At 42.9% G+C, this 23,797-nt stretch carries 19 protein-coding genes; 11 read left to right on the top strand and 8 right to left on the bottom strand.

The annotated features are described in order from the left end of the window. Nucleotide 1 precedes the first annotated feature (1 nt). From SPIRS_RS11175 to SPIRS_RS11200, 6 genes are all read right to left on the bottom strand, one after another. The gene (locus SPIRS_RS11175; protein ID WP_013254793.1) at nt 2-1,840 is read right to left on the bottom strand and encodes a CocE/NonD family hydrolase; all 1,839 of its coding nucleotides are present in this window, start codon (nt 1,838-1,840) and stop codon (nt 2-4) included. Between the two features lie 11 nt (nt 1,841-1,851). Further along, the gene (locus tag SPIRS_RS11180) at nt 1,852-2,817 is read right to left on the bottom strand and encodes an ABC transporter ATP-binding protein (protein ID WP_013254794.1); all 966 of its coding nucleotides are present in this window, start codon (nt 2,815-2,817) and stop codon (nt 1,852-1,854) included. After that, nucleotides 2,810-3,775: an ABC transporter ATP-binding protein gene (locus tag SPIRS_RS11185; RefSeq protein WP_013254795.1), complete on the bottom strand. Its 966-nt coding sequence runs from the start codon at nt 3,773-3,775 to the stop codon at nt 2,810-2,812. Before SPIRS_RS11185 ends, SPIRS_RS11180 begins: the two co-directional genes overlap by 8 nt. A 10-nt stretch (nt 3,776-3,785) precedes the next feature. Continuing rightward, nucleotides 3,786-4,610: an ABC transporter permease gene (locus tag SPIRS_RS11190; RefSeq protein ID WP_013254796.1), complete on the bottom strand. Its 825-nt coding sequence runs from the start codon at nt 4,608-4,610 to the stop codon at nt 3,786-3,788. A gap of 14 nt (nt 4,611-4,624) precedes the next feature. Beyond that, complete coding sequence (locus tag SPIRS_RS11195) at nt 4,625-5,557, bottom strand: ABC transporter permease (RefSeq protein ID WP_013254797.1); 933 nt, start codon at nt 5,555-5,557, stop codon at nt 4,625-4,627. A 105-nt stretch (nt 5,558-5,662) separates the two neighbouring features. After that, entirely contained in the window at nt 5,663-7,258 is a 1,596-nt protein-coding gene (locus SPIRS_RS11200; protein ID WP_013254798.1) for an ABC transporter substrate-binding protein, read from the bottom strand. A 468-nt stretch (nt 7,259-7,726) separates the two neighbouring features. Between SPIRS_RS11200 and SPIRS_RS11205 the strand changes: the two genes are divergently transcribed. The 4 genes from SPIRS_RS11205 (at nt 7,727) to SPIRS_RS11220 (ending at nt 12,780) form a co-directional block, all read left to right on the top strand. Beyond that, nucleotides 7,727-8,524 carry an alpha/beta hydrolase gene (locus SPIRS_RS11205; RefSeq protein WP_013254799.1) on the top strand — a complete coding sequence of 266 codons (798 nt, stop codon included), beginning with the start codon at nt 7,727-7,729 and terminating at the stop codon, nt 8,522-8,524. A gap of 48 nt (nt 8,525-8,572) precedes the next feature. Next, the gene (locus SPIRS_RS11210; RefSeq protein ID WP_013254800.1) at nt 8,573-9,580 is read left to right on the top strand and encodes a LacI family DNA-binding transcriptional regulator; all 1,008 of its coding nucleotides are present in this window, start codon (nt 8,573-8,575) and stop codon (nt 9,578-9,580) included. 151 nt (nt 9,581-9,731) lie between these two features. Continuing rightward, nucleotides 9,732-10,493 carry an SIR2 family NAD-dependent protein deacylase gene (locus SPIRS_RS11215; protein ID WP_013254801.1) on the top strand — a complete coding sequence of 254 codons (762 nt, stop codon included), beginning with the start codon at nt 9,732-9,734 and terminating at the stop codon, nt 10,491-10,493. A 169-nt stretch (nt 10,494-10,662) separates the two neighbouring features. Beyond that, entirely contained in the window at nt 10,663-12,780 is a 2,118-nt protein-coding gene (locus SPIRS_RS11220; RefSeq protein WP_013254802.1) for a methyl-accepting chemotaxis protein, read from the top strand. A gap of 25 nt (nt 12,781-12,805) precedes the next feature. Here the strand turns inward: SPIRS_RS11220 and SPIRS_RS11225 are convergent, their stop codons facing one another. Then, nucleotides 12,806-14,119 (bottom strand): helix-turn-helix transcriptional regulator, encoded by a 1,314-nt coding sequence (locus SPIRS_RS11225; RefSeq protein ID WP_013254803.1) that lies wholly within the window; start codon nt 14,117-14,119, stop codon nt 12,806-12,808. A 173-nt stretch (nt 14,120-14,292) separates the two neighbouring features. On the opposite strand from SPIRS_RS11225, the gene SPIRS_RS11230 reads away from it, so the two are divergent. Genes SPIRS_RS11230 through SPIRS_RS11255 form a run of 6 tightly spaced genes read left to right on the top strand, consistent with a single transcriptional unit; the run spans nt 14,293 to nt 21,609 of the window. Further along, a complete protein-coding gene (locus tag SPIRS_RS11230) occupies nt 14,293-15,816 on the top strand; it encodes a sensor histidine kinase (protein WP_013254804.1) in 1,524 nt (507 codons plus the stop codon). Further along, nucleotides 15,813-17,693 (top strand): ATP-binding response regulator, encoded by a 1,881-nt coding sequence (locus SPIRS_RS11235; protein WP_013254805.1) that lies wholly within the window; start codon nt 15,813-15,815, stop codon nt 17,691-17,693. The genes SPIRS_RS11230 and SPIRS_RS11235 overlap by 4 nt, the downstream gene beginning before the upstream one ends. Nucleotides 17,694-17,702: 9 nt before the next feature. After that, entirely contained in the window at nt 17,703-18,071 is a 369-nt protein-coding gene (locus tag SPIRS_RS11240) for a response regulator (protein WP_013254806.1), read from the top strand. A gap of 53 nt (nt 18,072-18,124) precedes the next feature. Further along, nucleotides 18,125-18,475 carry a TIGR04076 family protein gene (locus SPIRS_RS11245; protein ID WP_281046550.1) on the top strand — a complete coding sequence of 117 codons (351 nt, stop codon included), beginning with the start codon at nt 18,125-18,127 and terminating at the stop codon, nt 18,473-18,475. Then, the gene (locus tag SPIRS_RS11250; protein WP_013254808.1) at nt 18,468-19,517 is read left to right on the top strand and encodes an aldo/keto reductase; all 1,050 of its coding nucleotides are present in this window, start codon (nt 18,468-18,470) and stop codon (nt 19,515-19,517) included. Before SPIRS_RS11245 ends, SPIRS_RS11250 begins: the two co-directional genes overlap by 8 nt. Nucleotide 19,518: 1 nt before the next feature. Next, nucleotides 19,519-21,609, top strand: a complete 2,091-nt coding sequence (locus SPIRS_RS11255; RefSeq protein ID WP_013254809.1) for an ATP-binding protein — start codon at nt 19,519-19,521, stop codon at nt 21,607-21,609. Here SPIRS_RS11255 and SPIRS_RS11260 read toward each other — a convergent pair. After that, nucleotides 21,606-22,595, bottom strand: a complete 990-nt coding sequence (locus SPIRS_RS11260; RefSeq protein WP_013254810.1) for a LacI family DNA-binding transcriptional regulator — start codon at nt 22,593-22,595, stop codon at nt 21,606-21,608. The genes SPIRS_RS11255 and SPIRS_RS11260 overlap by 4 nt on opposite strands. A gap of 147 nt (nt 22,596-22,742) precedes the next feature. On the opposite strand from SPIRS_RS11260, the gene argC reads away from it, so the two are divergent. After that, nucleotides 22,743-23,789, top strand: coding sequence for an N-acetyl-gamma-glutamyl-phosphate reductase (gene argC / locus SPIRS_RS11265; RefSeq protein ID WP_013254811.1), 1,047 nt, complete (start codon nt 22,743-22,745; stop codon nt 23,787-23,789). The last annotated feature ends 8 nt before the right edge of the window (nt 23,790-23,797 follow it).

The raw sequence follows: 23,797 nt of genomic DNA on the forward strand, positions 1-23,797 counted from the left end.
ATTATAAACTGTTCACAATTGGCAAATCTACATAGGAAGCATGCTCTTTATCAACATAAAGCCTATTCTTAGCTTTTAACATAACCTGCCCCTTTCCTTCGGGATCTCCAGTATTATGATTCACATCAAAATGAGGATAATTACTACTCGATATATCAATTCGAATCCGATGTCCTTTTTTAAACAGATTTGCGGTCGAAAAAGCTTCTACGACAACCTCATAAATTTCTCCAGGAACCATAAGTTCGGGTTTCTCAAAAGAATTCCGATATCGTACTCTCATGATACCGTCGGTGATATTCATGGCAAATCCTTGCGGATAGCTTTCACTTATAGGATAGACATCTATAAGTTTAATAGTGAAATCGGTATCCTTACAGTCCGAAGAAATCCATAGCCTTGCCTTGATTGGTCCTGCTATAACTTTATCCTCATCAAGAATCGATGTTTGAAATACCACGATGTCATCCCTCGCCTCAAGCGGTAAATAGGGTTTTCTAGAACCAAAAAAACGATCACTTTCCTTTTGGTCATAGGCGCCACCGCGCATGATAGGCTCACCAGAAGTAATAGTCCCTCCAATAGACGGTACCGGATTTTTGGGATCGAAGGTATATTCAATAAATGATTCAGAAAGAGTGCTCTTTTTGTCCGACAAAGATCCATTTGCATGGAAATAGTAAGAAACAAAAATAGTATTTGGCAAGGGCCAACTGTCGGCAGAAAACCAATGTCCTCCATGGCTAATTGTGCCGTTGTCATTTTTTTTTCCTGAACCACCTCCCATAATAAAAATCTTTACTTTTTTCCCATCTTCAGGGAGAACATCCTTGCCTTTTAGAAATTTATCAAACCAGGCCAACTTGAGTTCCTGATAAGAATTTGCATAACCGGTATGTATTAGTGCTTCTGCAGAAAAATCAACGTCGCCTGCTATAGTCATGGCTCTATTATTATGAGTCCAAGGGCCCATCATAAGATAGACGGGATTTTGGTGCCTTTTACTAAAAGCCTCATAGTTTTCAAGGATGGTCTTAACGTAAGGGTCATACCAACCGCTAATCAGAAAAATGGGCGTATCAATAAATCGATCATAGTATTCACTGGTATTAATTCCTAATTGTTTCCAATACGCTCCATACGTTCCTTTTTCCCAGAAGGAAAAAGCAATATCTTCATATTCTGGAAAGTTTCGAAGCAAGGAATGGCTCCGCTTAAGAGGCATTCTATCCATCCAGGCAAAGATATCTTCGCTTTTCAACGATTCTGTAATTATAGGATCCTGTACCGCAGCAGGACTAACCTGAGCCTGAAGAAAAGCCCAGATCAACTGTTTCAGTTCAAATGCCCCACCTTGACGGATCCCGCTAAAATAGGCATTAGAGAAGCCTCCAGAATCGATAAACATGCAATCTATTCCTTCGGAAAGCAAGCACCCAAGAGCCATTGCAGCATGGGAAGTGTAAGAGAATCCCATAATACCAACCTTTCCGTTACACCAAGGCTGTCTTCTGATCCACTGAATAGTATCTTGGCCATCAGAAGCTTCATTGAAGTATTTGATAAATACACCTTCAGAATCGTATCTGCCTCTGCAGTCCTGAAAGATTACTACATATCCATGCTTATTATAGAATGAAGCTATCTTTTGCCGAGAAGATGCTTGCCCTTTGGGGTTATCTATATCATAGTCGTTTGCTTCCCTTTTTCCATATGGAGTTCTCTCGAGAATAACCGGATAGGATTCAGAATCTCCCTCTGGGAAATAGATATCCATCGCTAATTTGACATCATCCTTCATCGGAATCATGACATTGTTCATCATCTTATATTCTTTCATATAAATTCCCTCTACCTAATTTTTTTGCATGCAACAAAATGGTCTGGTCGCACTTCAGTTAATTTAGGCATTTCCAGACATGATTCATCTCCATTCCAGCAACGATTTCTGAAGGCACAACCACGAGGAGGATTTACGGGACTAGGCACTTCTCCCTGAAGAATAATTCGCTTACTTGTATGTGTAGGGTCTGCAATGGGAATAGCAGAAAGCAAAGCTGTTACATAGGGATGCATCGGATTGGCATACAATTCATCACGTATGGCTATCTCGACAATTTTCCCCAGATACATGACAACTATCCGATCACAAATATAATCGACAACCGTTAGATTATGAGAAATAAACACTAGTGTTAAATTTAATTCCTTTTTCAGATCTATAAGTAAATTAAGAATTTGTGATTGAATCGAAACATCTAAAGCGGAAACGGCTTCATCACAGACCAGAATTTCTGGTTTCAAAATCAAAGCCTTAGCAATCATTATGCGCTGTCGTTGTCCTCCAGAAAACTCGTGAGGATATCGCTTGCAGTGTTTTGTATTCAGTCCGACTCTGTCCATTACTTCATGAACTGCACACATCCGTTCTTTTCTATCCATGTGGGAATGAATAAGCAGGGGTTCTCCTATGATATCCCCGATATTCATTCTTGGATTGAGAGAAGAGAACGGATCCTGAAAAACTATTTGGATCTTAGTTCTAAGATGCATCTGCTCTTTCTTGGAAAGAGCTGTGATATCCTCTCCGTTATAAAAGATTTTTCCTGATGTCGGCTTATAGAGATTCAGAATAATTTTCGCTAAAGTAGTCTTTCCACAACCAGATTCTCCCACAAGACCAAGGGATTCACCGCGTCGGATGCTTAAATTTACTCCATTAACAGCCTTGAGGTATTCGGACGAACATTTGAAAAGTCCTCCTTTTACGGCGAAAAATTTGGAAATGTCCTTAAGTTCCAAAATGGTATCATTCATCCATAGGCCTCCAACAGGCTACATAGTGATTGTTTGATTTCTTCAAATAGGGTCTCTCCTCAAGACATCTGTCACATCCGTATTCACATCGGGGGAAAAAAGCACACCCCTTAGGCATATCCGACAAATCAGGAACCATCCCTTTGATGGTAGTAAGTCTGGCTCGCTTTCCTAGTGAAGGGATGGAGCTTAAGAGTCCCCTCGTGTAGGGATGTAACGGATTTCTGAATAACTCATCTACATTGGCCATCTCAATAATAACTCCGGCATACATAACGGCTACTCGTGAGCAACTTTCCGCAATAACACCAAGATCGTGAGTAATCATTAAGACGGAAGTACCAAACTGCATTTTGAGATTCTCTATAAGGTCTATGATCTGGGCCTGTATAGTGACATCAAGAGCCGTTGTAGGTTCATCAGCAATAAGGATTTCTGGTTGACATAAAAGGGCCATGGCTATCATAACTCGTTGTCTCAATCCCCCAGAAAGTTCATGTGGATATTCCTTCAAGCGCTTCCGTACATCGGACATACCGACTGTAGCAAGCATGTCCGCAGCAAGCTCTTCAGCTTCCGATCGTGTTTTGTTCATATGAAGATGTATTACTTCAATCAACTGGTTCCCGACGGTAAATACGGGATTCAAACTGGTCATGGGTTCCTGGAAAATCATTGAGATTCTATTTCCTCGGACAGCACGCATTTCTTTTTCCGAGAATTCCAGTAAATTTCTACCTCGAAACATAATACTACCGCCACAAATTTCTCCCGGTGGCGTTGGAATGAGCTGCATAACACTGAGAGCCGTAAGACTTTTTCCACAACCAGACTCCCCTACTAGCCCAAGCGTTTCTCCCTTCTCAATATGAAAAGTTATCCCCCGCAAGGCATGAAGACGTCGGGTTTCGGAAACAAAATCAACTTGCAAGTCTTGTATTTCTAGAACCTTATCCATTCCAAATTCCTTAATTTTCTCTTAATCGAGGATCAAGCAAATCCCTAAGCGCATCGCCCACCATATTGAATGACAAGACCGTAATCATGATACAGAAGCCGGGAATTATGGTTAGCCAAGGAGCCTGGGAAAGAAACATTCGACCTTCATTAATAATATTCCCCCAGCTGGGAATGTCTGGCTGCAAACCGACACCAAGGAACGTTAAGCTAGCTTCTGCAAGAACCGTACTAGCTAAAATCGAAGTCAATACAACAATAATTGAGGAAAGACACAATGGTAAAATGTGTCGAACCATGATTCGTAAATCACCAACCCCAATCGCATAGGCTGCCTCAACGTGATCCATCTCTTTCACACTTAAAGTAACACCACGAGTCATTCGTGCCACCTTCGGAATATTTGTAATTGCCAATGCAGCAATAATATTGGGAATGCCAGAACCCAATGTTGCAATCAAAACCATTGCAAGAAGAATTGAAGGGAAAGCCAGCGTAGCATCCATGATTCGCATGAGAATCGAATCCAACCGTTTATAGTATCCGGCCAGTAGACCGAGGGCAACTCCGAGAATACAACTGACACCCATGGTTGTTATCCCTATTTCCAAGGAGATTCTTGCACCAAAAACTATCCTGGAAAATAAATCTCTTCCAAAAGAGTCGGTACCAAACCAATGAATCACACAGGGCTTGGTCAACCTATTCATCACATCCATTTTTAAGGGGTCAGTTTTGACAAATATGGGACCGAAAACAGCTATCACTAAAATAAGCGCAGATATTACACTGCCTATGATTATCTGATAATATCGCTTCTTGATTTTTCTCATCATGCTGCCCTTTCGATTTAAGAATAAGTAACTCGTGGATCCAACAATTTATATAGAATATCTATGATCAAATTCACAAGAACGAACATTAATGCCACATACATGATATGGCCTTGTATTAGACTGTAATCCCTTCGGGAGATGGCTGTGACAATAAGATTTCCAGCTCCTGGAATATTAAAAACGGCTTCGGTGACGACCGCGCCTCCTGCCAGCCTCGCTACATTCAGACCTATACCTGTCACTGTTGGAATCATGGCATTCTTGAAGGCATGTTTCATAACCAACAAAAATTTGCTAACCCCCTTGGACTTGGCTGTCCTGATATAGTCAGATCTCAGGACCTCCAGCATGCTTGATCTTGTCAATCTTGCGGTTTCGGAAGCTAATTGCAATCCGAGCGCAAAGGCCGGAAGTATCAAATAATATATAGAAGTCCAGAACCCGGATTCGCTAATCAGCTTATAACCTAACACTGGGAAAATATGTAGGTTTTGTGCAAAAACCAAAATAAGCATCAGGCCTAACCAAAAATTGGGAACAGAAATACCGACCATTGCCAATAAAATGAAAAGTCTATCTAAAAAAGTGTTGTGATTGATGGCTGAGAGTATTCCCATTGGGATTCCCAAAAGAATTGAAACGAGCAACCCCATGGACATTAGTAATAAAGTCGGCTCCATTCTGCTGATGATAAGCTTGGTCACCGACATATCATAGAAATAGGAATTACCAAAATCTCCATGTATAGCCTTTGCAAACCAATTGAGCATTTGTATTAGAAATGGTTTATCCAACCCCATTGTTGTTCGCAATTCTTCTATGCTTTCAGGAGTGGCTTCAGGTCCCAGCATAACACTTGCAGGATCCCCGGGAATCAATCTGACAATTGTAAAGACAAGTACCCCTACGATTAGTAGCACCATGAGAAGACCTAGTATTCTTCTCATGATATCTTTATCCTTCTTGCGATATATGTAATCAATATAGACTCCCTTATTTTAAGAATACGTACCGGTCGAGAACATATCCAAACCGGTATGTATTCTTGAATGTTATTTAGTCAACCACGTATTCCAGTAGAATCGTCTCCATGGAGCAGAAACAGGAATTCCCTTAACATGCTTGTCATAAACAATGGCAGTATTGAAATCACCAATTTTTACAACTGGAAGTTCCTCCCAAATAAGGTTACAGAATGCATGCCATGCCTCGACCCTCTTCTCCTGATTTGCCTCTGTCATCAGATTATTCAGTAGGGCATTCTTGGTATCGGTATTCCACCAACCTGGCCAGCTATTTCCTACAAATGCTATAAGGGCAGGATCGGGCTTTATTGTATAACCGTTACACCACATGTTGTATGCGGTAGGGTCTGTCCTAACTTGTGTCAAGGTTGCCCAGTCGACAATTCTAAGATCAATATTCATACCGGCCTGCTTTAGCTGTTCGGCGACAACCATTGCTGCATTCTTGTCGGAATCGGTTGAATTATTTCCATAGAATACGATTGGTTCTCCTTTATATCCTGCCGCATTAAGATATTGCTTAACCTTCTGCAAATCCTGCTTATTGTAAACATCGGATCCAATATTGTTTTCCCATATGGTTTTCTCAGGACCCCAACCAGGATTACAATCATAAAATTCTTCCTTGCCACCGCAAGCGGCATACATAACCTGATTCATGTCTAAGGCCGATAACACAGCCCTTCTCATATTGATGTTGGTCATGATTCCCTGCTTGAGATTAAAGGTAATAGACATACTGGCCCTCTCGCCAGTAGGCTCGATTACGAGATTATCGTATCCCTTGAACTGATCCAACTGTGTAGCACTGTAGACGCCGACTTTACAGTCGCCACTGGTTAATGCCTGAATCTGGGTCATCGCATCTTTTACAACTATCCAGTACATGGAATCAAGATACTGTTTCTTGGCACCGCCGTAGCCTTTTGGCTCCCCATCGAGACCACAGTAGTCTTCAAATCTTTCAAGCTTGATATATCTATCAGGGCTCCATTCCGCCAATTTATAGGGACCTGTCCCGATATATTTCTTGACCGAAGCATTGCCGGCTTCATCCAAAACATACTTCGGCATCACATACGGTCCTTGATCTTGGAAAGCCAATGCAGTCAGGGCCGTAGGAGAGGGCTGAGATAAGGTCATTTTAATAGTATATTCGTCTAGCACCTCAAGATCTTTCAAGTTTTTGAAAGCCAACTTTGCAAACGACGATTTACTTAACCAACGTTTCAAGGATGCATTCACATCTTCAGCTTTCATCTCCGTGCCGTCCTGAAAAAGGACACCTTGGCGTACGTGGAGAATCAAAGTCGTCTGCCCATCCTGGTATTCCCAGGAGCAAAGGTTCGGAATTGGTTGGCTTTTTTCGTCTAAAGCAAGGACGGTCTCAAAAATATGATAACCAAGCTGCCATACAGGATCTGAGCCAGTCCAATGTACATCAAGAGTATTCATCGGCTGCCATACGAGCCTTAGACTTCCTCCTGTCATCGGTACAGAAGTTTCAACAGTGACATCATTGTCGTCAGAGGGGCTTTCGTTTTGTCCATTTGCAAATAAAGAATTGATACTTACCCAGAACATACCAATCGTCATGAGCAAAACTAAAAGAGCTTTCTTCATACGCACTTCTCCTTTGTGAAATCTTGAATTATTTTATGAGCACTTTTTCTTATCGTCAAGTTATTTTCATGAAAATTTTCTTGTTATAATGAAAATATTTTTATAATTATTTTTATAATAACGAAATAGATACAATCGACTATATACATATAAAGATAATTTTTTAAAATGAGTACTAAATAAAATGTTGAAATGTATATTTTTACGCCTATATGCCATTGTAATAGCCTTTATTTGCGTAACTCTTTTTATCATGCTAAAAGTATTTTAGTAAAAACTTGACAGCTAAAAAAAACAGATCTATCATATTTACATTAAAGAGATTGGTATGGTTAGTAGTATCTATGTATCAGAACATGCCATTCCTTTCTTGTTAGCTGAATAACATCATAATGTTGCCCTCCTGTCAGACATTTTACCAAGCGTACAGGAAACCCTTTAAGCAATTATGAGGAGGCCCGGTTAGTAATGCTGGAAGTCTATAATACACAGGCTGTCTCTCTTAACAATGTAATGACCTTTCGTGTGATGACTCCGAGAAATTATGAAACTTGTAATACTCAATATCCCGTGCTTTATGCCCATGATGGCCAAAATATATTTCAGGATGAAACCTCCGTAGATGGTTATAGCTGGAAATTCGAGGAATATTGCAAAACACATGAGAAGTTTCTTCCGAAGGTGATTATTGTTGCTATTGATTCTCCCCAAACTAATAACAAACGAACGACGTTATATACGCCATTCTCTAAACATTTCGAGGTAAAAAAAGGCAGCACCTTTCCTTCTGATGTTCACGGAAGAGGAAAGGAATATCTTGATTGGATTGTAAATGATTTGAAGCCCTGGATTGATAATCGCTATCGGACCATCCCTGAAGCTAAATATACAGGTATTTGTGGCAACAGCACTGGTTCAGTCATAAGTCTCTACGCTTTATTAAAATATCCATTTGTTTTTAGTCGAATGATTTCAATAAGCGGGGCTTTTTACTATTGGTATGATCTTCTAAAGCCTTGCTTTGAAACTGTCGTGCCCGAGATTGAATATATTTATCTGGATGTTGGGACAAAAGATCAGGGACGTATCACTAAACCAAAAGAATTTGTGGAAGGAAATACTATGATAGCTCAAGAACTTTCAAAACTCGGGTATAATGATAGTCAGATTGCCTATCATGTTTTTCCCGAGGACAAGCACACTAACTATTATTTTGGGAGAAGATTTCCCGATGCCTTGAGATGGATATTTCAGGATTGTAATTAATGATAATGTTTCAAGAAAATGCATAAATATTGGAGATAAACACCAAAAATGGGCGTAACGATAAAAGACGTAGCGAAAAGAAGCGGATTGTCAATTACTACAGTATCTCTAGTTCTAAACAATAAAGCTAAGGAGAATCGTATTTCGGAAAAAACAACTCGTTTGATTACAGACGTGGCTGCAGAACTGAATTATTCTGGTTCAAACTCAAGGAAAGCAAATTATTTAGAAAAACCTACAAAATACTATACGATTGGTTTTGTAGTTTCTTCATATACTTCTCTTTATACACCAGAGATATATCCCAGGATCGAAGCCTGCTGCAGGAAAATTGGATATTTTTCTCTCTTTGCCTCAATGTATACTTGTTTAGAAAACGAAGCTGAATATATAAAACGTTTTACAAAATATCACATAGACGGCATTGTGTTTGATCCTTCACTACTGTCCAAGGATACATCTAAACGTTTCATACAACTTGTAGCTGATGTGAAGATACCTGTAGTTCCTCTTGGACTCGTCAATGATTCGTTCCTGCCCAATTCCATTCAACCTGATCTGAGAAAGGCCGGCTATATGGCAACGGACTATTTAATCAGCAAGGGATTTAATAACGTCGCATGTATTGTTGGGCCGACCAAGGACACCGAAAACAATACGTTATTTTCGGCAGGATATATCGACGCACTTGAAAAAGCAAAGATGACAAATTCCATTAACATTATTCAATTCTCACCTATTAACAATGTTATTTCACCGGAATTTTTTGAATCAATATCATCTCTTCCGGCTTTCATTATTTCCTCTGAATGGCTGTTGAAAGAACTTTCTGTTTATGCAAACAAGGCGAATCAAAAAATTTCGGAAAACATCGTGTATATAGCTAATTTTAGACCTCTTAACTATGCGCAAAACAGTTTACCGGGATTCCCCGTGTATCTAAACATGGAGAGGGTGCTCAGAAAAGCTACAAACCGCATAGACGAAAAAGATAAAAAGGAGAAGGCCTTAGTTCCTGAGTTTATATCACCTACACATGGTTTCCCCGATGCATAACACTTGAATTCCCATAGTAAAGATTTCATCACGCTTTTGGTTGCAGTCTTCATGCACTCCAATAAGTCTGATACGACTTCGATATTACACCTATTGTGCACCTTATGCCCATGGAATATAATAATTGTATCTTTAAAAAAAGGTCGTACAGATGTCACAAAACAAGACACTTAATCCCGACCTTCTAAAACTATTGAAAGAGTCGGGAAATATTCTGGTAGTCACCGGAGCGGGTATCAGTACAAGCGCCGGTATTATTGACTTCCGAAGTCCCGGAGGGCTCTATTCTGTTGCAGTAGAAAGGTATAATCTTCCTTATCCTGAGGCTATATTCGATATAGCTTATTTTCATAAGAATCCTGCTCCCTTTTTTCGGCTTTCCGCCGAGCTTTTACTTGCAGATATAAAACCAACCCCGTGCCATCATTTTCTGGTGGACTTGGAGGCGAAGGGTAAGATTGGCATATTGGTAACGCAGAATATTGATATGCTCCATGAAAAGGCAGGATCGAAGCATGTCATTGAATGCCATGGATCGTATCGTACAGGACGTTGTCTTTCCTGCGGAAAACGATTTGAATATAAAGATTTCTCGGGGCCGCTTCTGAAAGGTGAAATCCCATATTGTAAGTGCGGAGGGATTATCAAACCCGATGTGGTGTTTTTCGGAGAAAGTCTGCCGGAATCCTTTATGAGCCTCTTTTATCGTCGCCCCAAAGTGGATCTTCTACTGGTTTTGGGCACATCACTTACGGTACAACCTGTTTCAAGTTTTGCCTTGGATTATGCACCGCGAATTCCATCTATTCTGGTAAATCGTGACCCCACCCCCTACGACGGCCGTTTTAGCTACGTTCACCATGGCGAGCTGGACGACTTCGCGCAGCAGGCATGGGACAATGTGCTAAGGTAAAACGGTACTTTCCTACTGCAAAACAAGGTTGTGGCTTGATTTTTTTTAAAAGCGTTATGGACATTTTGGGATTAATTTACTAAACTCTGAAATTAACTATATTTGCAGATTATTAGATATTGATCGCTAATCGCTACATTTTTCTATAAAACGAAACAGGGGGCTCCTCTTGAAAAACGGCAAAGGGATAGGATTGCGGCTTGCAATTGGACTTTTCATTGCAATTCTGTTGGTTATTGTGTTTCTCGTACTCGTTTATTTTAGCATTAATGCCGTACGAGATAGGGTTTACCACGATAAAGCCCAGGAGCTCGAACGCCGTGTCGAAGAGCTGACACAATTGGTTGACGCCGAGATATCCAACAGAAAGCAGCAAGTACGTTATCTGGCCTATAGTTACCCGTTATTATCTTCCTTGGGCGAACGTGACAAGCGTAAGGCAACCGAATTCCTGCAGGGGGTTGAAAACGACGATCACGCAATTGATAGTTTGGTTGTCCTTGCTTCCGACGGTACGCTCTTTGCAAGTACTCTTTCGGCAAGCGCGGATATCTCTCTTTATTACAAAGCGGGTAGTATTGCAAAACTGGGTACATCAGCCGAATCGATTTTGATCAGCTCGCTTCCGTTGCAGGATCCCGTATCCGGAAATCACATTCTTAGCTTTGCGGTTCCACTTGTCGCTCAAAATAAAAAAATCGGAATACTTATCTACAACTACAATTTCGGATTTTTTTCAGGCAATCACATCATCAATCGAAGCTATAGCAACGGAGGCTATCCCTTCATTTTCAGTCAAGATGGCATCATGGTTACCCATCCATCGCAGGAGCGGATTTATCAGGACGCATCAAATGACGGGGTTGCCAAAAAGGTGTTGGCGGCATCGGAGACAAAAGGTTTCTTTCGCTATGTATTTAAAGGAAAATATAAATATTCGGCGTACATGAAGATGGGCATGATGCCGTGGTATGTGGCCTCAACCATCTATGAATCAGACCTTTTGAGTACATCGGTATTTCTTCGGAAGCTTATTATGTTCATAAGCCTTATCAGCATTCTTGTTATTTATATAGCGGTTTCACTCTTCCTGAATAAACGGATTGTTAATCGCCTACAGACGATGGAAAAAGAGTTGGTGGAGGCTTCGGGAGGAGATCTGACGCATAGACTTGTGCCAAAGCATAATGATGAAATCACTTCTATGGTAACTCACTTTAATGGAATGCTTGGCAGCTTCTCTGCCTTTCTTAACAAGGTAAGAAACGGAATAGCGAACGTGCAGATTTCAGGTTCGGATATGAATGCCAATATAAGCGAAGTTGCTGCAGCCATAAATGAGATAAACAGCAACATCGAAAGTGTAAAACAGCAGATAGAGCGTCAGGCCGTGAGTACCGATCAGACTGCCGCGGCCGTTGAAGAACTTACGAGGAATATCGATTCACTGAATGATTCAATCACCGATCAAACCTCAAGCGTTACGGAATCCTCGGCGGCAATTGAGGAGATGACTGCAAACATCGGTTCGATTTCCAAGACGGTTGTGAATGCGAAGGAAGAAATAGAGCATATGAACACGGCCTCCGCCCAGGGAAATGTAAAACTGGATAATGTGCTTCTCCTCATGGATGAAATTGTCAAGCAGTCCGATCAGCTTATGACGGCGAATGAAGTGATATCGAATATGGCCTCGCAAACCAATCTGCTCTCAATGAATGCCGCCATAGAAGCCGCACATGCGGGTGAAGCCGGCAAGGGGTTTTCCGTCGTAGCCGACGAAATTCGAAAATTGGCAGAACAGTCTTCCGATCAGTCCAAGATCGTAGGGAAAAATCTCATGAGTATCAAAAATTCAATCGAAGCGGTTATGTCTGCGGCAAAGGAAACAAATCAAGAGTTTATAGGAATAAACGATGCTGTGGAAACGGTCAGTACGATTTTTAATGTAATTGAAAGTTCCATCGAAGAAGTTAATGCAGGAAGTTCTCAGATCCTTGAGGGATTGGAACGGATGAAGGAGATTTCGATCGAAGTAAACCAGGGTGCTACTGAAATGCGCGGTGGAAATCAGCAGATTATCGACGCGGTTCATCATCTTAAAGAAATCAGTTCGGTAACCAGCAGTGCCGTTGAAGAAATAAGCGTTGGGATGAACCAAATCAACATTTCGGTAAATGAAATCGAAAACCTAAGCAACGGGAATGTCGCTGCTGTCGATCAAATCCTGGTATCGGCTGGAGCGTTTGAAACCAGAGAAGAGGAAACAAAAGCCATTACAGGATAGACGATGCCGTTATTCCAGGGAGGCGCTACAGCTCGGCCCTCCTCGCATTTTCGGGATCGTATCCTCCCTTTGTACGTGTCAGCAGTTCGGCCATAAGCTCGTTTCTATTGCTGACACCGAATTTTTTATAAATCCCGCTGAGGTGTTTTTTAATCGTAATCTCGGCTAAATTCAACTTGGAACTGATTGCCCGGGTCGGAAACCCCTCAACCAGGTAATCAAGGATTTCTTTTTGTCTATCGTTTAGTTTCCCCATTTCCTCAAAGGTGCTCTGCTCGTCAAAGCTTACTTCATTGTCCACACGCACAACACCAAGATAACCAAGATTTCTTTTAGCCAATCTGATTGGAACAACAGCGAAATCTAAGAGGCGACGCTCTCCCCCTTTTACGAAAAATCGACCACTCACTTGAAGAATCTCGGCATTAGTCTGCCTAAACTTCGTTTGTATGTGCCGAAAGAGTTCTTCCATGGACTTTTTGTTTATCTCCAGGGTTACATGAAGAATGTTTTTTCCAACGTAACAAGAGGCTTTTCTGCCGGTAATATCTTCGATACTCGCTGATAAGAATCGTATAATTCCCGCTTCATTGATGATCCATACACATTCCTGAAAAAGTGAGGCCATGCTAACATTATCGATATGCTCTTTTTCGACAAGTGTCTTCTCTGAACGCTCCAAGAGATCTATGAGATATGTCTCTGCATAGAACTGTTCCGAAGCCAATAATTCGATCATGCCGCTTTTAGCCTTTTCAATTTCTTCGTTCCATTTCTTACAAATAGCAATAAAGGGATCGCTTTCATTGGAAAAGAAGACCTTCCGATGATGCTGTATGAGCCGCTTCCGTTTTATCTCATTACCACAGAATTCAAAGAAGATGGTTCGGAAGGCAACGGTTGAAAGCTCTTCGTACTGTGCATCAAGGGTAAGGATAAAATCCTCTATCTCGGTTTCACTCCCAAGTGTCAAGATCGGAAAATTTAAATCGATACAGCTGTACATCATCTGCGATGGATGATTTTGCAGGCTCTCGCTTAAGGATGATAAGAAGGATTCTCTATCGAAGAGATAATTTTCATCGAGAAACTCTTCCTGGGGCACCATCCTAACCGCTATATGTTGTTTCTTTTCATGAAAATTCCAGAATGAGAGAATGCTCTGCATGACATTACAGGCCTTCTCTGGACCGTAGTAGATAATTTTTGCATCTTTTTGGAAAATAGCCTCGTAAAAGAGCTGCTCCAGAAATCGAAGATATTCCTGCTGATTTCTGTAAATAAAAAGATCCTGCTGGCCATCTATACTATGAGCCGTGTACATTCGATTAATTGACATAATTTAAATTCTCATCTTTTTTTCAACAAAAAGTAACTATACAATAGTATATATTTTTCAAATTTCTTCTTAAAAATTGATGCTTTACTCTCATTTTTATACCCCTGTATCTTTCATTATACGTCATTATTATTTAGAGTTAAATAAAGAAATTGTTTTATTTGGAGATATTAATGCATAGATTGAGAAAGTGCAATTCTTTTTCTCAATCGGGAGACAAGGCCTTATTGCTTGAGCTTCTAGTGTCGCATTATCCGAACGGTAGTATGGGTCTGTTCGATAGCTCCTTACGATACTGCATTGCCGGCGGATCGCCTGTTGCCACGGATGTGAACTCGATTGAGGATTTCATAGGGAAAACGGTAAGCGAAATTTTCGATATCGATCTGATGAGAAAAATAGAACCGCCATTCAAGGCCGCTTTCGATGATCAGCCTTCACATCTACAAGTCAGCCACCATGAACATACCTACGAGATCCACATCGAACCGATAAAGATTGATGAAACCATACCCTATGGGATCGTGCTCTTTCAAGATATTACAGAAAAGCAAGCTGAACTTGAAAAGAAAGAGAAGGCCCTACTTTCTTTGAGAAAGCTTCTTGAATCTTCGTATAATACAATCAACGATATCATGTTGGTAATGGATAAGGATCATCAAATTATCTTTTCAAACTTGGACCTCGACCATTTGCCAAACGGAATCGAAACGACCTGTCATGCCGCTCTCTTTGGAAATGAAACGGCATGTGCGGATTGTGATATTCATGAAATCTTCAAGGACGGAAAAGAGTTTAAGAAGATACGCAGCAATACCGATCAGAGGAAAATAGAGGAGATAACGGCCCTTCCCGTCTTCGACGAACATAATAATGTCCAATACATCGTAGAGCATATAAAAGACGTCACAAAGGAAAAGCAGTTAGAGACTATCAGGAAAAATTTTGAGCTGGAGTTGGAGAGAGCGGTAACGGAAAGGACCAGGCTCCTGGATGAAGCAAATAGGGAACTACGTGCTTTCGGTTATACGGTTTCGCATGATTTGAAAGCGCCTCTTCGCCATATTGCAGGTTTTTCCAATGCGCTTGAAGAGGATTATGGAGATTACCTTCCTCCAAAGGGGAAGCAGTATCTCAATAAAATAAAGGCAAGTGTAGCAAGAATGCAGACCATTATTGACGAGTTGAGTGTGCTATCTCGTATTTCCGATCAGAATCTTAGCATAGCCTCTGTTTCGATGAATACACTTATCCGATCGGTCGCTGCAGAGGAACAAGAGATGGCACATGCCGACGTGGAAATAAAAATAGATGTCGAAGAAAGCAATACGCTACGGCTTGATGAAGAGATGTTCAGAATCGCGCTTAAAAACCTGATCTCCAACGCCCTCAAGTATACAAGTAAAACGCAAAATCCGAAAATCATGATAACGGGACAGCAGAACGAAAACTCCTACCTTTTAAAGATTACGGATAATGGTATCGGTTTTGATATGGATAAAAGTGATCGTCTTTTCCAACCATTCTCTCGTTTACATAGCGATAGCGATTATCCCGGCACGGGTATTGGGCTTGCCACCGTACGAAGAATACTATTACGACACAATGGCATTATCTGGGCCAATTCACATCCCGGTGAAGGTAGTACCTTCTTTCTTTCCATTCCTCTCGAAAAAGCTGAAAGGGATATGGTATGAGCGAACTGCTTCGCGTCTTGCTGGTAGAAGACTCCGATGAAGACGCAGAACTCTTTCAAAGGGTCTTACAGCGAGAAGGGTTTGAGCTGGAAATCACTCGAGCCGTGAATGCAAAAGAGTTTTCAGCTTTCATCGATCAAAAAAAATATGACATTGTTGTCAGTGATTTTCAGCTGATCGATACCAACGGATTTAAAATCCTTGAAATTTTCAACACACGGCACCTCGATATCCCCTTTATCACGGTCTCGGGAAGGGTAGGAGAAGAAAATGCCGTACGGTTGATGAGAAAGGGAGCCCGTGACTACGTCATGAAGGATCAACTTTCCCGCCTTGCCCCCGTTATACGAAGAGAACTGGAAGAGTACAGGGCCAGGCGGGAAAATGAGTATTTTGAACGGAAATTAAAGGAGAGTGAGGCAAAATTCAGTCAGGTTTTCCGTTTTAGTCCTGACCCCGTAGTGATTACCGACGACAAACTTATTATCCGCGAAATAAACTACTCATATCTGGCTATGTTCGGCCTGATGATTGATGAGGTGGTAGGACGGAAAATCGATACGCTGGCAATGTGGGAGAAACATGAGAATTTTATTCACTATTTGCTGAAGATGCATTTGGGAGCGCATAGCCCCTCTACGGAATGCAACATGACAGATGCCGAGGGGAAAGAGCGCACCATCCATTGGAGCCTGAAATCCATACAAGTAAATGATGAAGAGCTGCTTCTCTGGAACGGCCGTGATCTTACCGAGTTGAAGCAACTTGAGGGGAAGCTACAGCAAACCGAACGGATTCATGCCATCGGTACCCTTGCCGGAGGTATAGCACACGATTTTAACAATATCCTTGCGGTCATCTATGGCTATGCCGAAATGGGGCTGAGCAATAGTGAGGGCAAGCCCCGTTTTCATCGCTATTTTTCGGAAATCATTCGTTCCTCCGACCGTGCAAAGGAGCTCATTAAGCAAATTCTTACCTTCAGCCGCATGGAAGAGGGAAAGAGGGATATAATTGATCCGGCCCCAATCGTGAAAGAAGCATTAAAGATGATCAGAGCAACCATACCATCGACCGTCGAACTGAAGGCACATATCGAGTCAGGACATCATATTCTCGCCAACATATCTCATATTCACCAGATCATTCTCAATCTTTGTACCAATGCGGCATATGCAATGAAAAAGAAACCTGGAACCCTTCGCATCAGTCTCGACAGCATAGAGAATTTCTGTAGATTGCAGGTACAAGATACGGGGGTCGGTATCACTCCCGAAACAATGAAAAGAATCTTTTTGCCCTACTTTACGACAAAAGATGTAAATGAGGGAACAGGCTTGGGCCTATCGGTCGTTCACGGTATCGTAGAAAAATATAAGGGCAGTATCGATGTCGCCAGTAAACCCGGCGAGGGGACATGTTTCACGATTCTTCTTCCCTTATCACACGGCGACGATGAGAACAATATCACCGATGAGGAACCTAATAACACCTTAAGTAATATCCGAACGGATCAGAAGATTTTGATTGTTGATGATGAACCCTCCATCGTCAATTATCTGCAGGAATTACTTTCAAGTTCGGGAATCTCTGTCGATTCAGAGACAAAATCGATAGAGGCCCTAAAGCGATTCTTATCTGTACCGCCGCAAACCTATGCAACAGTCATTACCGATCAGTCAATGCCGACAATGACGGGGACAGAGCTCGCCTATCGCTTACGTAAATACGATCCCGCTATATCATTTATCTTTATCACCGGAAACGAAGAAAGCATTCCTGAGTCGGTTATCCGCGATCTTGGGCAAGGCATTATTTTATCTAAACCCGTCTCTTCGGGAGATCTCTTGCAAACCCTGAGAGGTTTTATGTCATAGGAGGAAAAGATGAGCACCATCTTAGTTATTGACGACAACGACTCATATCGTGCAATGCTCACCATGTTTCTGACAGAAAAAGAGTTTATGGTTATTCAGGCCGATAACGGAAAAAGCGGATGGAAGCTCTTGCACAACCAGAAGCCTAACCTTGTCATCCTTGACATCGTCATGCCGGATCAGGAGGGCATTGAAACGCTCATCCAGTTACGCAAAGAGTATCCCCGTCTTCCTGTTATTGCAATCTCCGGCGGGGGAAAAATCGGTCCCGATAACTATTTGAAGCTGGCAAAGGCCTTCGGTGCCGATGAGACATTCGAAAAGCCGGTGAGTAATACCGTTCTTCTTTCGGCGATTCGAACACTACTGGAACCGTAGCACATGGTACCATGATCTTGACAACCATATTTCTCCATCGTACTCTTCTTTTTATGAAAGACGATTCTGATCAATTTACTTTATATGATCTTCGTGTCGACGTGGTAGAGGGAAACCAACCAATGGTTTGTAAGCATCGACTGGGCACGGCGTTTCTTGTCGAAGGTGAGGATCTTGTCTTTCCCGAGGGAGGCCGTTTCAGTCTTTACGCTTTGGCTGCGCTTTTACCCTTATTGCCGGCAAAACAGCGTTATACCCACGCCGCAGACTGGATGACGACAGATGACGACATTGCCTGTCCCGACCCGAATTGCGGAGCGCGTTTTCACATCGTACGCACGGGAAAACGAACCTTTACCCACGATCAATGTACCGTTGTACCGATGGAGGACAAACATGAATAAGCATTCTCTGGAAAAACTTCCTGTCCTGATAAATGGTGCATGGCAGCTTTCTGCTGGCCATAGTCCCGATTATGCGGAAAAGAATAACAAGGCACTTGGGGCCTTCCTCAAACTCATTGATGCCGGATTTACAAGTTTTGACGGCGCCGATATTTATACCGGGGTCGAGGAACTTTTTGGAAAACTTCTTTCCATGTATCTATCTGCCTCGCCGCAGCATCGCAGGGAGGATTTGCGTTTTCACACCAAGTTTGTTCCCGACAAATCTCTACTCCCTCAGGTGGATGAGAGCTATACCCGTTCAATCATTGAACGGAGCCTTTCACGAATTGGGACCGATTACCTTGATCTTGTACAATTTCACTGGTGGGATTGGGAAGTCCCTGGCTATGTCGAGGCTGCCCGCTATCTTATGAACCTTGTGCATGAAGGAAAGATCAGACAGGTCGGTACCACAAATTTCGATACGGAACATCTTCGTAATTTGTGTGATAACGGGATAGCCATCGTTAGCAATCAGACACAGTATTCACTTCTCGACAGACGGCCGGAACACGGCATGGTATCTTACTGTCTTGAACAGAATATCGCATTGCTCTGCTATGGAACCCTGGCAGGAGGCTTTCTCACCAACAAGTGGCTCGGAAAGCGGGACCCCGGTTATGGGGAAAACCTCGAGAATAGATCTCTTATAAAATACCGCCTTATTATCGACGAATTCGGAGGATGGGATGCTTTTCAGGAACTGCTCTCCCTTCTGCATGCAATAGCCGATGCCGAGCAGGTTTCTATTGCTAATATTGCCACCTCATGGGTTCTTAGTCGAAAAGGGGTGAAGGCCGCAATTGTCGGAACACGAAACGACACCCATGTTGCCTCCAATCGGAAGAGTGCGGAACTTCGGCTGACATCTGATGATCTGCAGAAAATAAACCGCTTTATCGCAGACCATCCCGGACCGGCCGGGGAACCGTTTGCGCTTGAACGCATTCCGGGAGGTATTCATCAAAAGATTATGAAGATGGAGCTGAACAAAGAGTAGCATGGAGTACATATCCGTTCTTACCTTTGTTTCTGCTTTAATCTATCTCGGAGCGGGTGTGTATACCTTTGCAAAGAACAAGGAAGGAGGAGTTACTCAACATTTTTTATTACTGTCGCTTTTTCTTTCGATGTGGGCCTTTGCCGCATCTTTTGCCATCGCTGCCCCTTCCGAGGCCAAAGTTTTTTTCTGGTACAACAGTTTTTCATTTACCTGGTTCCTGTTTCCTCCGGTCCTGGTGCATTTCTTCCTCTCCCTGACCCAGAAGAATTTCTCCTTTCGTTTTCGACATATACTCCTCTACCTGCCGGGTTTCATTCTTCTTTTTGCCACGCAGCACACAACGTTAATCATAAAGAATTTTGTAAGGGGTCCCTTGGGATGGTTTATCATCTACAATCACACCTCCTTCTGGTATATCTATAACATCTGCCATTACTCTCTGGCCATGCTTATATCTCTCATTATTCTATTGCGCTGGTTCAAAGGCTGTGAAAGTACGGAAAAGTGTCATCAGGCCGGTATCACACTCTTTACCTTTCTCCCTGCGGTTCTCCTCTCTACAGTGACGGGAACGATTCTTCCCATATTGGGTATCTTTGAGCTCCCACCCCTTGCCCCTATTTTTATGACCATCTGGGTTATCGGCATAGCGATAGGCGTCACAAAGTTTAAGATGATGATTCCTACTCCGCAAAACAGCGCTGTCAGCCTTATCGAAACCATTCATGAAAGTGTTCTCCTCTTGGATAAAAACTCGCATATCGTTTTTGCAAATCCCGCCTTCTCAAAACTTACCGGTTACTCTCCGTCTCAACTCTCCAATGTCTCGATCGATACCTTTTTATCTGAGCCGATTTGCAGTGGTACTGCTCCCCTTCTGTTGTTTCGCAAAGAGGGAAATGCCGTTCCCGTTGAGGCAACCAGCACCAGTATCTATACAGAAAGGAAAGACGAAATTGGAAGAATCGTTGTCTTTAAGGATAAGCAGATAGACGAACGGCTTTTGCAGGAAATCAAACTGAGAAAGGAGACGGCAGAGCAGCTTCATTATTCGGAAATTCTTTTTACCAAGGCCTTCTACTTAAGCCCGATCGGAATGATTATTGTTGATAACGAAGATTATCGCATCATCGAGGTCAACGATGCCCTTTTGGCGAATTTCGGTTATGACCGAAGCGTTACGGAAGCAAAGAAGATTACCGACTTTCCCGTATGGGCCCATGATAGTGATCGTCGGGCTGTTTTTAAGATTCTAAATCAGGGAAAAACCGTTCGGAACATGATGGTTGCCCTGCTCCATCACGACGGCTTTCCCGTCGAGAGTAAATTTTCCGCGGAAAAAATGGCCATTGGAGATCGAGAACTTATTCTGTTCTGCGTTGATGATATATCCTCCAGGATCAACTTAGAGCGGCAGGTAATGAAAATGCAGCGTATGGAATCCCTCGGCTTTCTTGCAGGGAGCGTCGCCCATGATCTAAACAACATCTTCACTGCAATAGAAGGGAATTTGGATATTGCTCGTCACACGCTTCCCAATGATGAGGAGGAAGTGAAAGAAGCCTTGGATGCGGCATTGTATGCATACGAAAAAGGGAAACGGCTTGTTCGAACAGTTCTACAGCATACGAGAGTAAAAGAAGACATGCAGACTAAGATCAACATCCGTGATGTACTGGAGGCCGCCGATCAACTTGCCTTTCGTGCATCAACGGTCAAACGGACAACAAAGGCCCCTTCCGGTTTCGATCCATTTCTTGCCGGCTATCCCGACCTCCTCTTTCAGCTTTTCATGAATCTCTTTATAAATGCCCGACAGGCAATGAACAACATGGGTGAGCTCCTCATCGAGTTATCCGGTGATGAGGACACCATAACGATAAGCGTCTGCGATGACGGCCCCGGGGTTCCTGAACGCTATGCGGACCAAATTTTCGACAAGGCCTTTTCCACCCGTGAGGAGGGAACAGGACTTGGCCTATCGATTGTCAGAAGTATTGTGGAACGCCATAAGGGAACAATACTTCTCGATAAGAGATATACAAGGGGAGCAAAGTTTATTGTGACCTTGCCGAGGAAAATCTCCTAAGCAGTGCCCCGAAAGATAAGATTGGGTTCAAGAATAATCGTTTGCTGATGCTCGCACTTTTTTATGATGTCAAGCAGCAGCTGGGCACCGGAACGTCCCAATAAGCGGTTCTTTAGGTCAACCGTGGTCAGTTGCGGATCCATCAACGTTGCAAATGTGGTATTTCCCGCCCCTATAACCGCAACGTCATCCGGAACCCTTCGCCCCAAGGCGCGCAGGGCATGTATGACATGGATAGCTATCAAATCCGTAAGACAATAAAATGCATCGATCTTTTCTGAAAGGGCCCTTTCCACAAGAGCGGGGATCTGATTGGAATCGTAATCACACTCGAAAATGGTATCGGGAGAAAGATCACGCCGTCTTTCACGCAAGGCCGATGTGTAGCCAAGGTAATTGATGTGGGATTGAGGCTGCCGCAAACGGCCAAGCATAATGGCAACCTGCTTCCTGCCGCTTTCTATAAGGTAGCTGGTTGCATCGTAAGCTGCCTTGTAATAATCGACATAGACCGAAGGAATCGGTATGGGAGAAAACATTCGATTGAGGAAAACATACGGAATACCGTTTCTGTCCAGGGACCGAAGATGGAGAAAGTCTTCGTAGTTTGAAGGAAGGGTATTAAAAAGTACTCCTGCAACACGATTTTCGATCAGACGGGGTATGACCGCCTTTTCACGCCTGATGTCGTTTTCAAAGCCATAAATAAAAACCGAAAAATTGTTCTGACGAAAGACCGTTTCGATTTCATGAGCACTTTCCGCAAAAAGCAGGTTTGCAAGCGTGGGGATCAAGAGTGCGACATTGGAAGAGAAATTTGTTTTCAGAGTCTTTGCAGCGTTGTTTGGAATATAATGTAAATGCTCAATGGCGTGGTCGATCTTTTTCGCCGTATCGGCCTTTACCTTAATCTTTCGATTTATATAACGTGAGACGGTGCAGACACTGACCCCGGCGTTTTTCGCAATATCTTTAAGGGTTGACACCACGTTTCCTTTTCGCTTTTTCGATTATATGATAGTGTATAATGCTTTGTTAAACGATGTCAACGATGCTTTTTACCTATGGTATTGCAATAATATGCGAAATTACTGTATCTTTATTCATCATTTCGCATCTAAGGAGCACATCCAATGGTAAAAGCCGCAGTAATTGGAGCTTCCGGGTATGCCGGTCAGGAACTGGTAAGGCTCCTCTACCACCATCCGGAAGCGGAAATTGTTTATCTTGGTTCCCGTTCTCTGGAAGGAAACCCCCTTTCGGATTCTTTCCGCTCCATGGCCGATTCCGATCGTTATCGATTTCGTGCAAGTAATCTTCGTGATGCTGCCGAGGAAGCAAACATCATTTTTCTTGCCCTTCCTCACGGCATCGCAGCAGGCGCAGTAGATAAGGAAATCTTGCAGAAGGCAAAGGTCATTGATCTTGGTGCCGACTTCCGACTTCGATCTCTGGATGCATATCGTTTATGGTATCATCTCGACCATCCGGGAGGATCGGTATTCGACAGTGCCGTTTACGGACTGTGTGAATTGCATCGGAAGGCCATCGCCCCTGCCCGTTTGGTAGCAAATCCCGGTTGTTACACAACCTGTTCGATACTTTCATTGGCTCCCCTCCTTGCCGAAGGGGAAATAGACCTCAGCATGCCTATTGTTGTCGATGCAAAATCGGGGGTATCCGGGGCGGGAAGAAGTCCGGGAGAGGCCTTTCACTTTCCAGAATGCAACGAGAGCCTGAAAGCATACAAAGTAGGAACGCATCGCCATACCCCGGAGATCGAACAGGAACTTTCTCTACTTGCAGGCACACAGGTGACCGTGCAATTCACCCCGCACCTTGTCCCCATGAATCGGGGGATTCTGGTCACTGCCTATTGCAGGCCGAACGGCAAGGCCGAGGCGCTTCGTATAGAGGAGTTGTACCGGACTTTTTATGCCGATGAGCCATTTGTCAAAATCCTCGGTAAGGCCGAAGGATTACCGGAAACCCGATGGGTCAGAGGGAGTAATCGTTGTGACATCGGTTTTTATTATGACGAAAGAACTGGTTTGCTGATGGTCATCGGAGTCATCGATAATCTTGTAAAGGGAGCCGCAGGTCAGGCTGTCCAAAATATGAATATCATCAGTTCCCTTCCAGAGACGATGGGACTGACAAACTACGCCATGTTTCCCTGAGGAGTCTT

The organism is Sediminispirochaeta smaragdinae DSM 11293 (assembly GCF_000143985.1).
Lineage (GTDB): Bacteria > Spirochaetota > Spirochaetia > DSM-16054 > Sediminispirochaetaceae > Sediminispirochaeta > Sediminispirochaeta smaragdinae.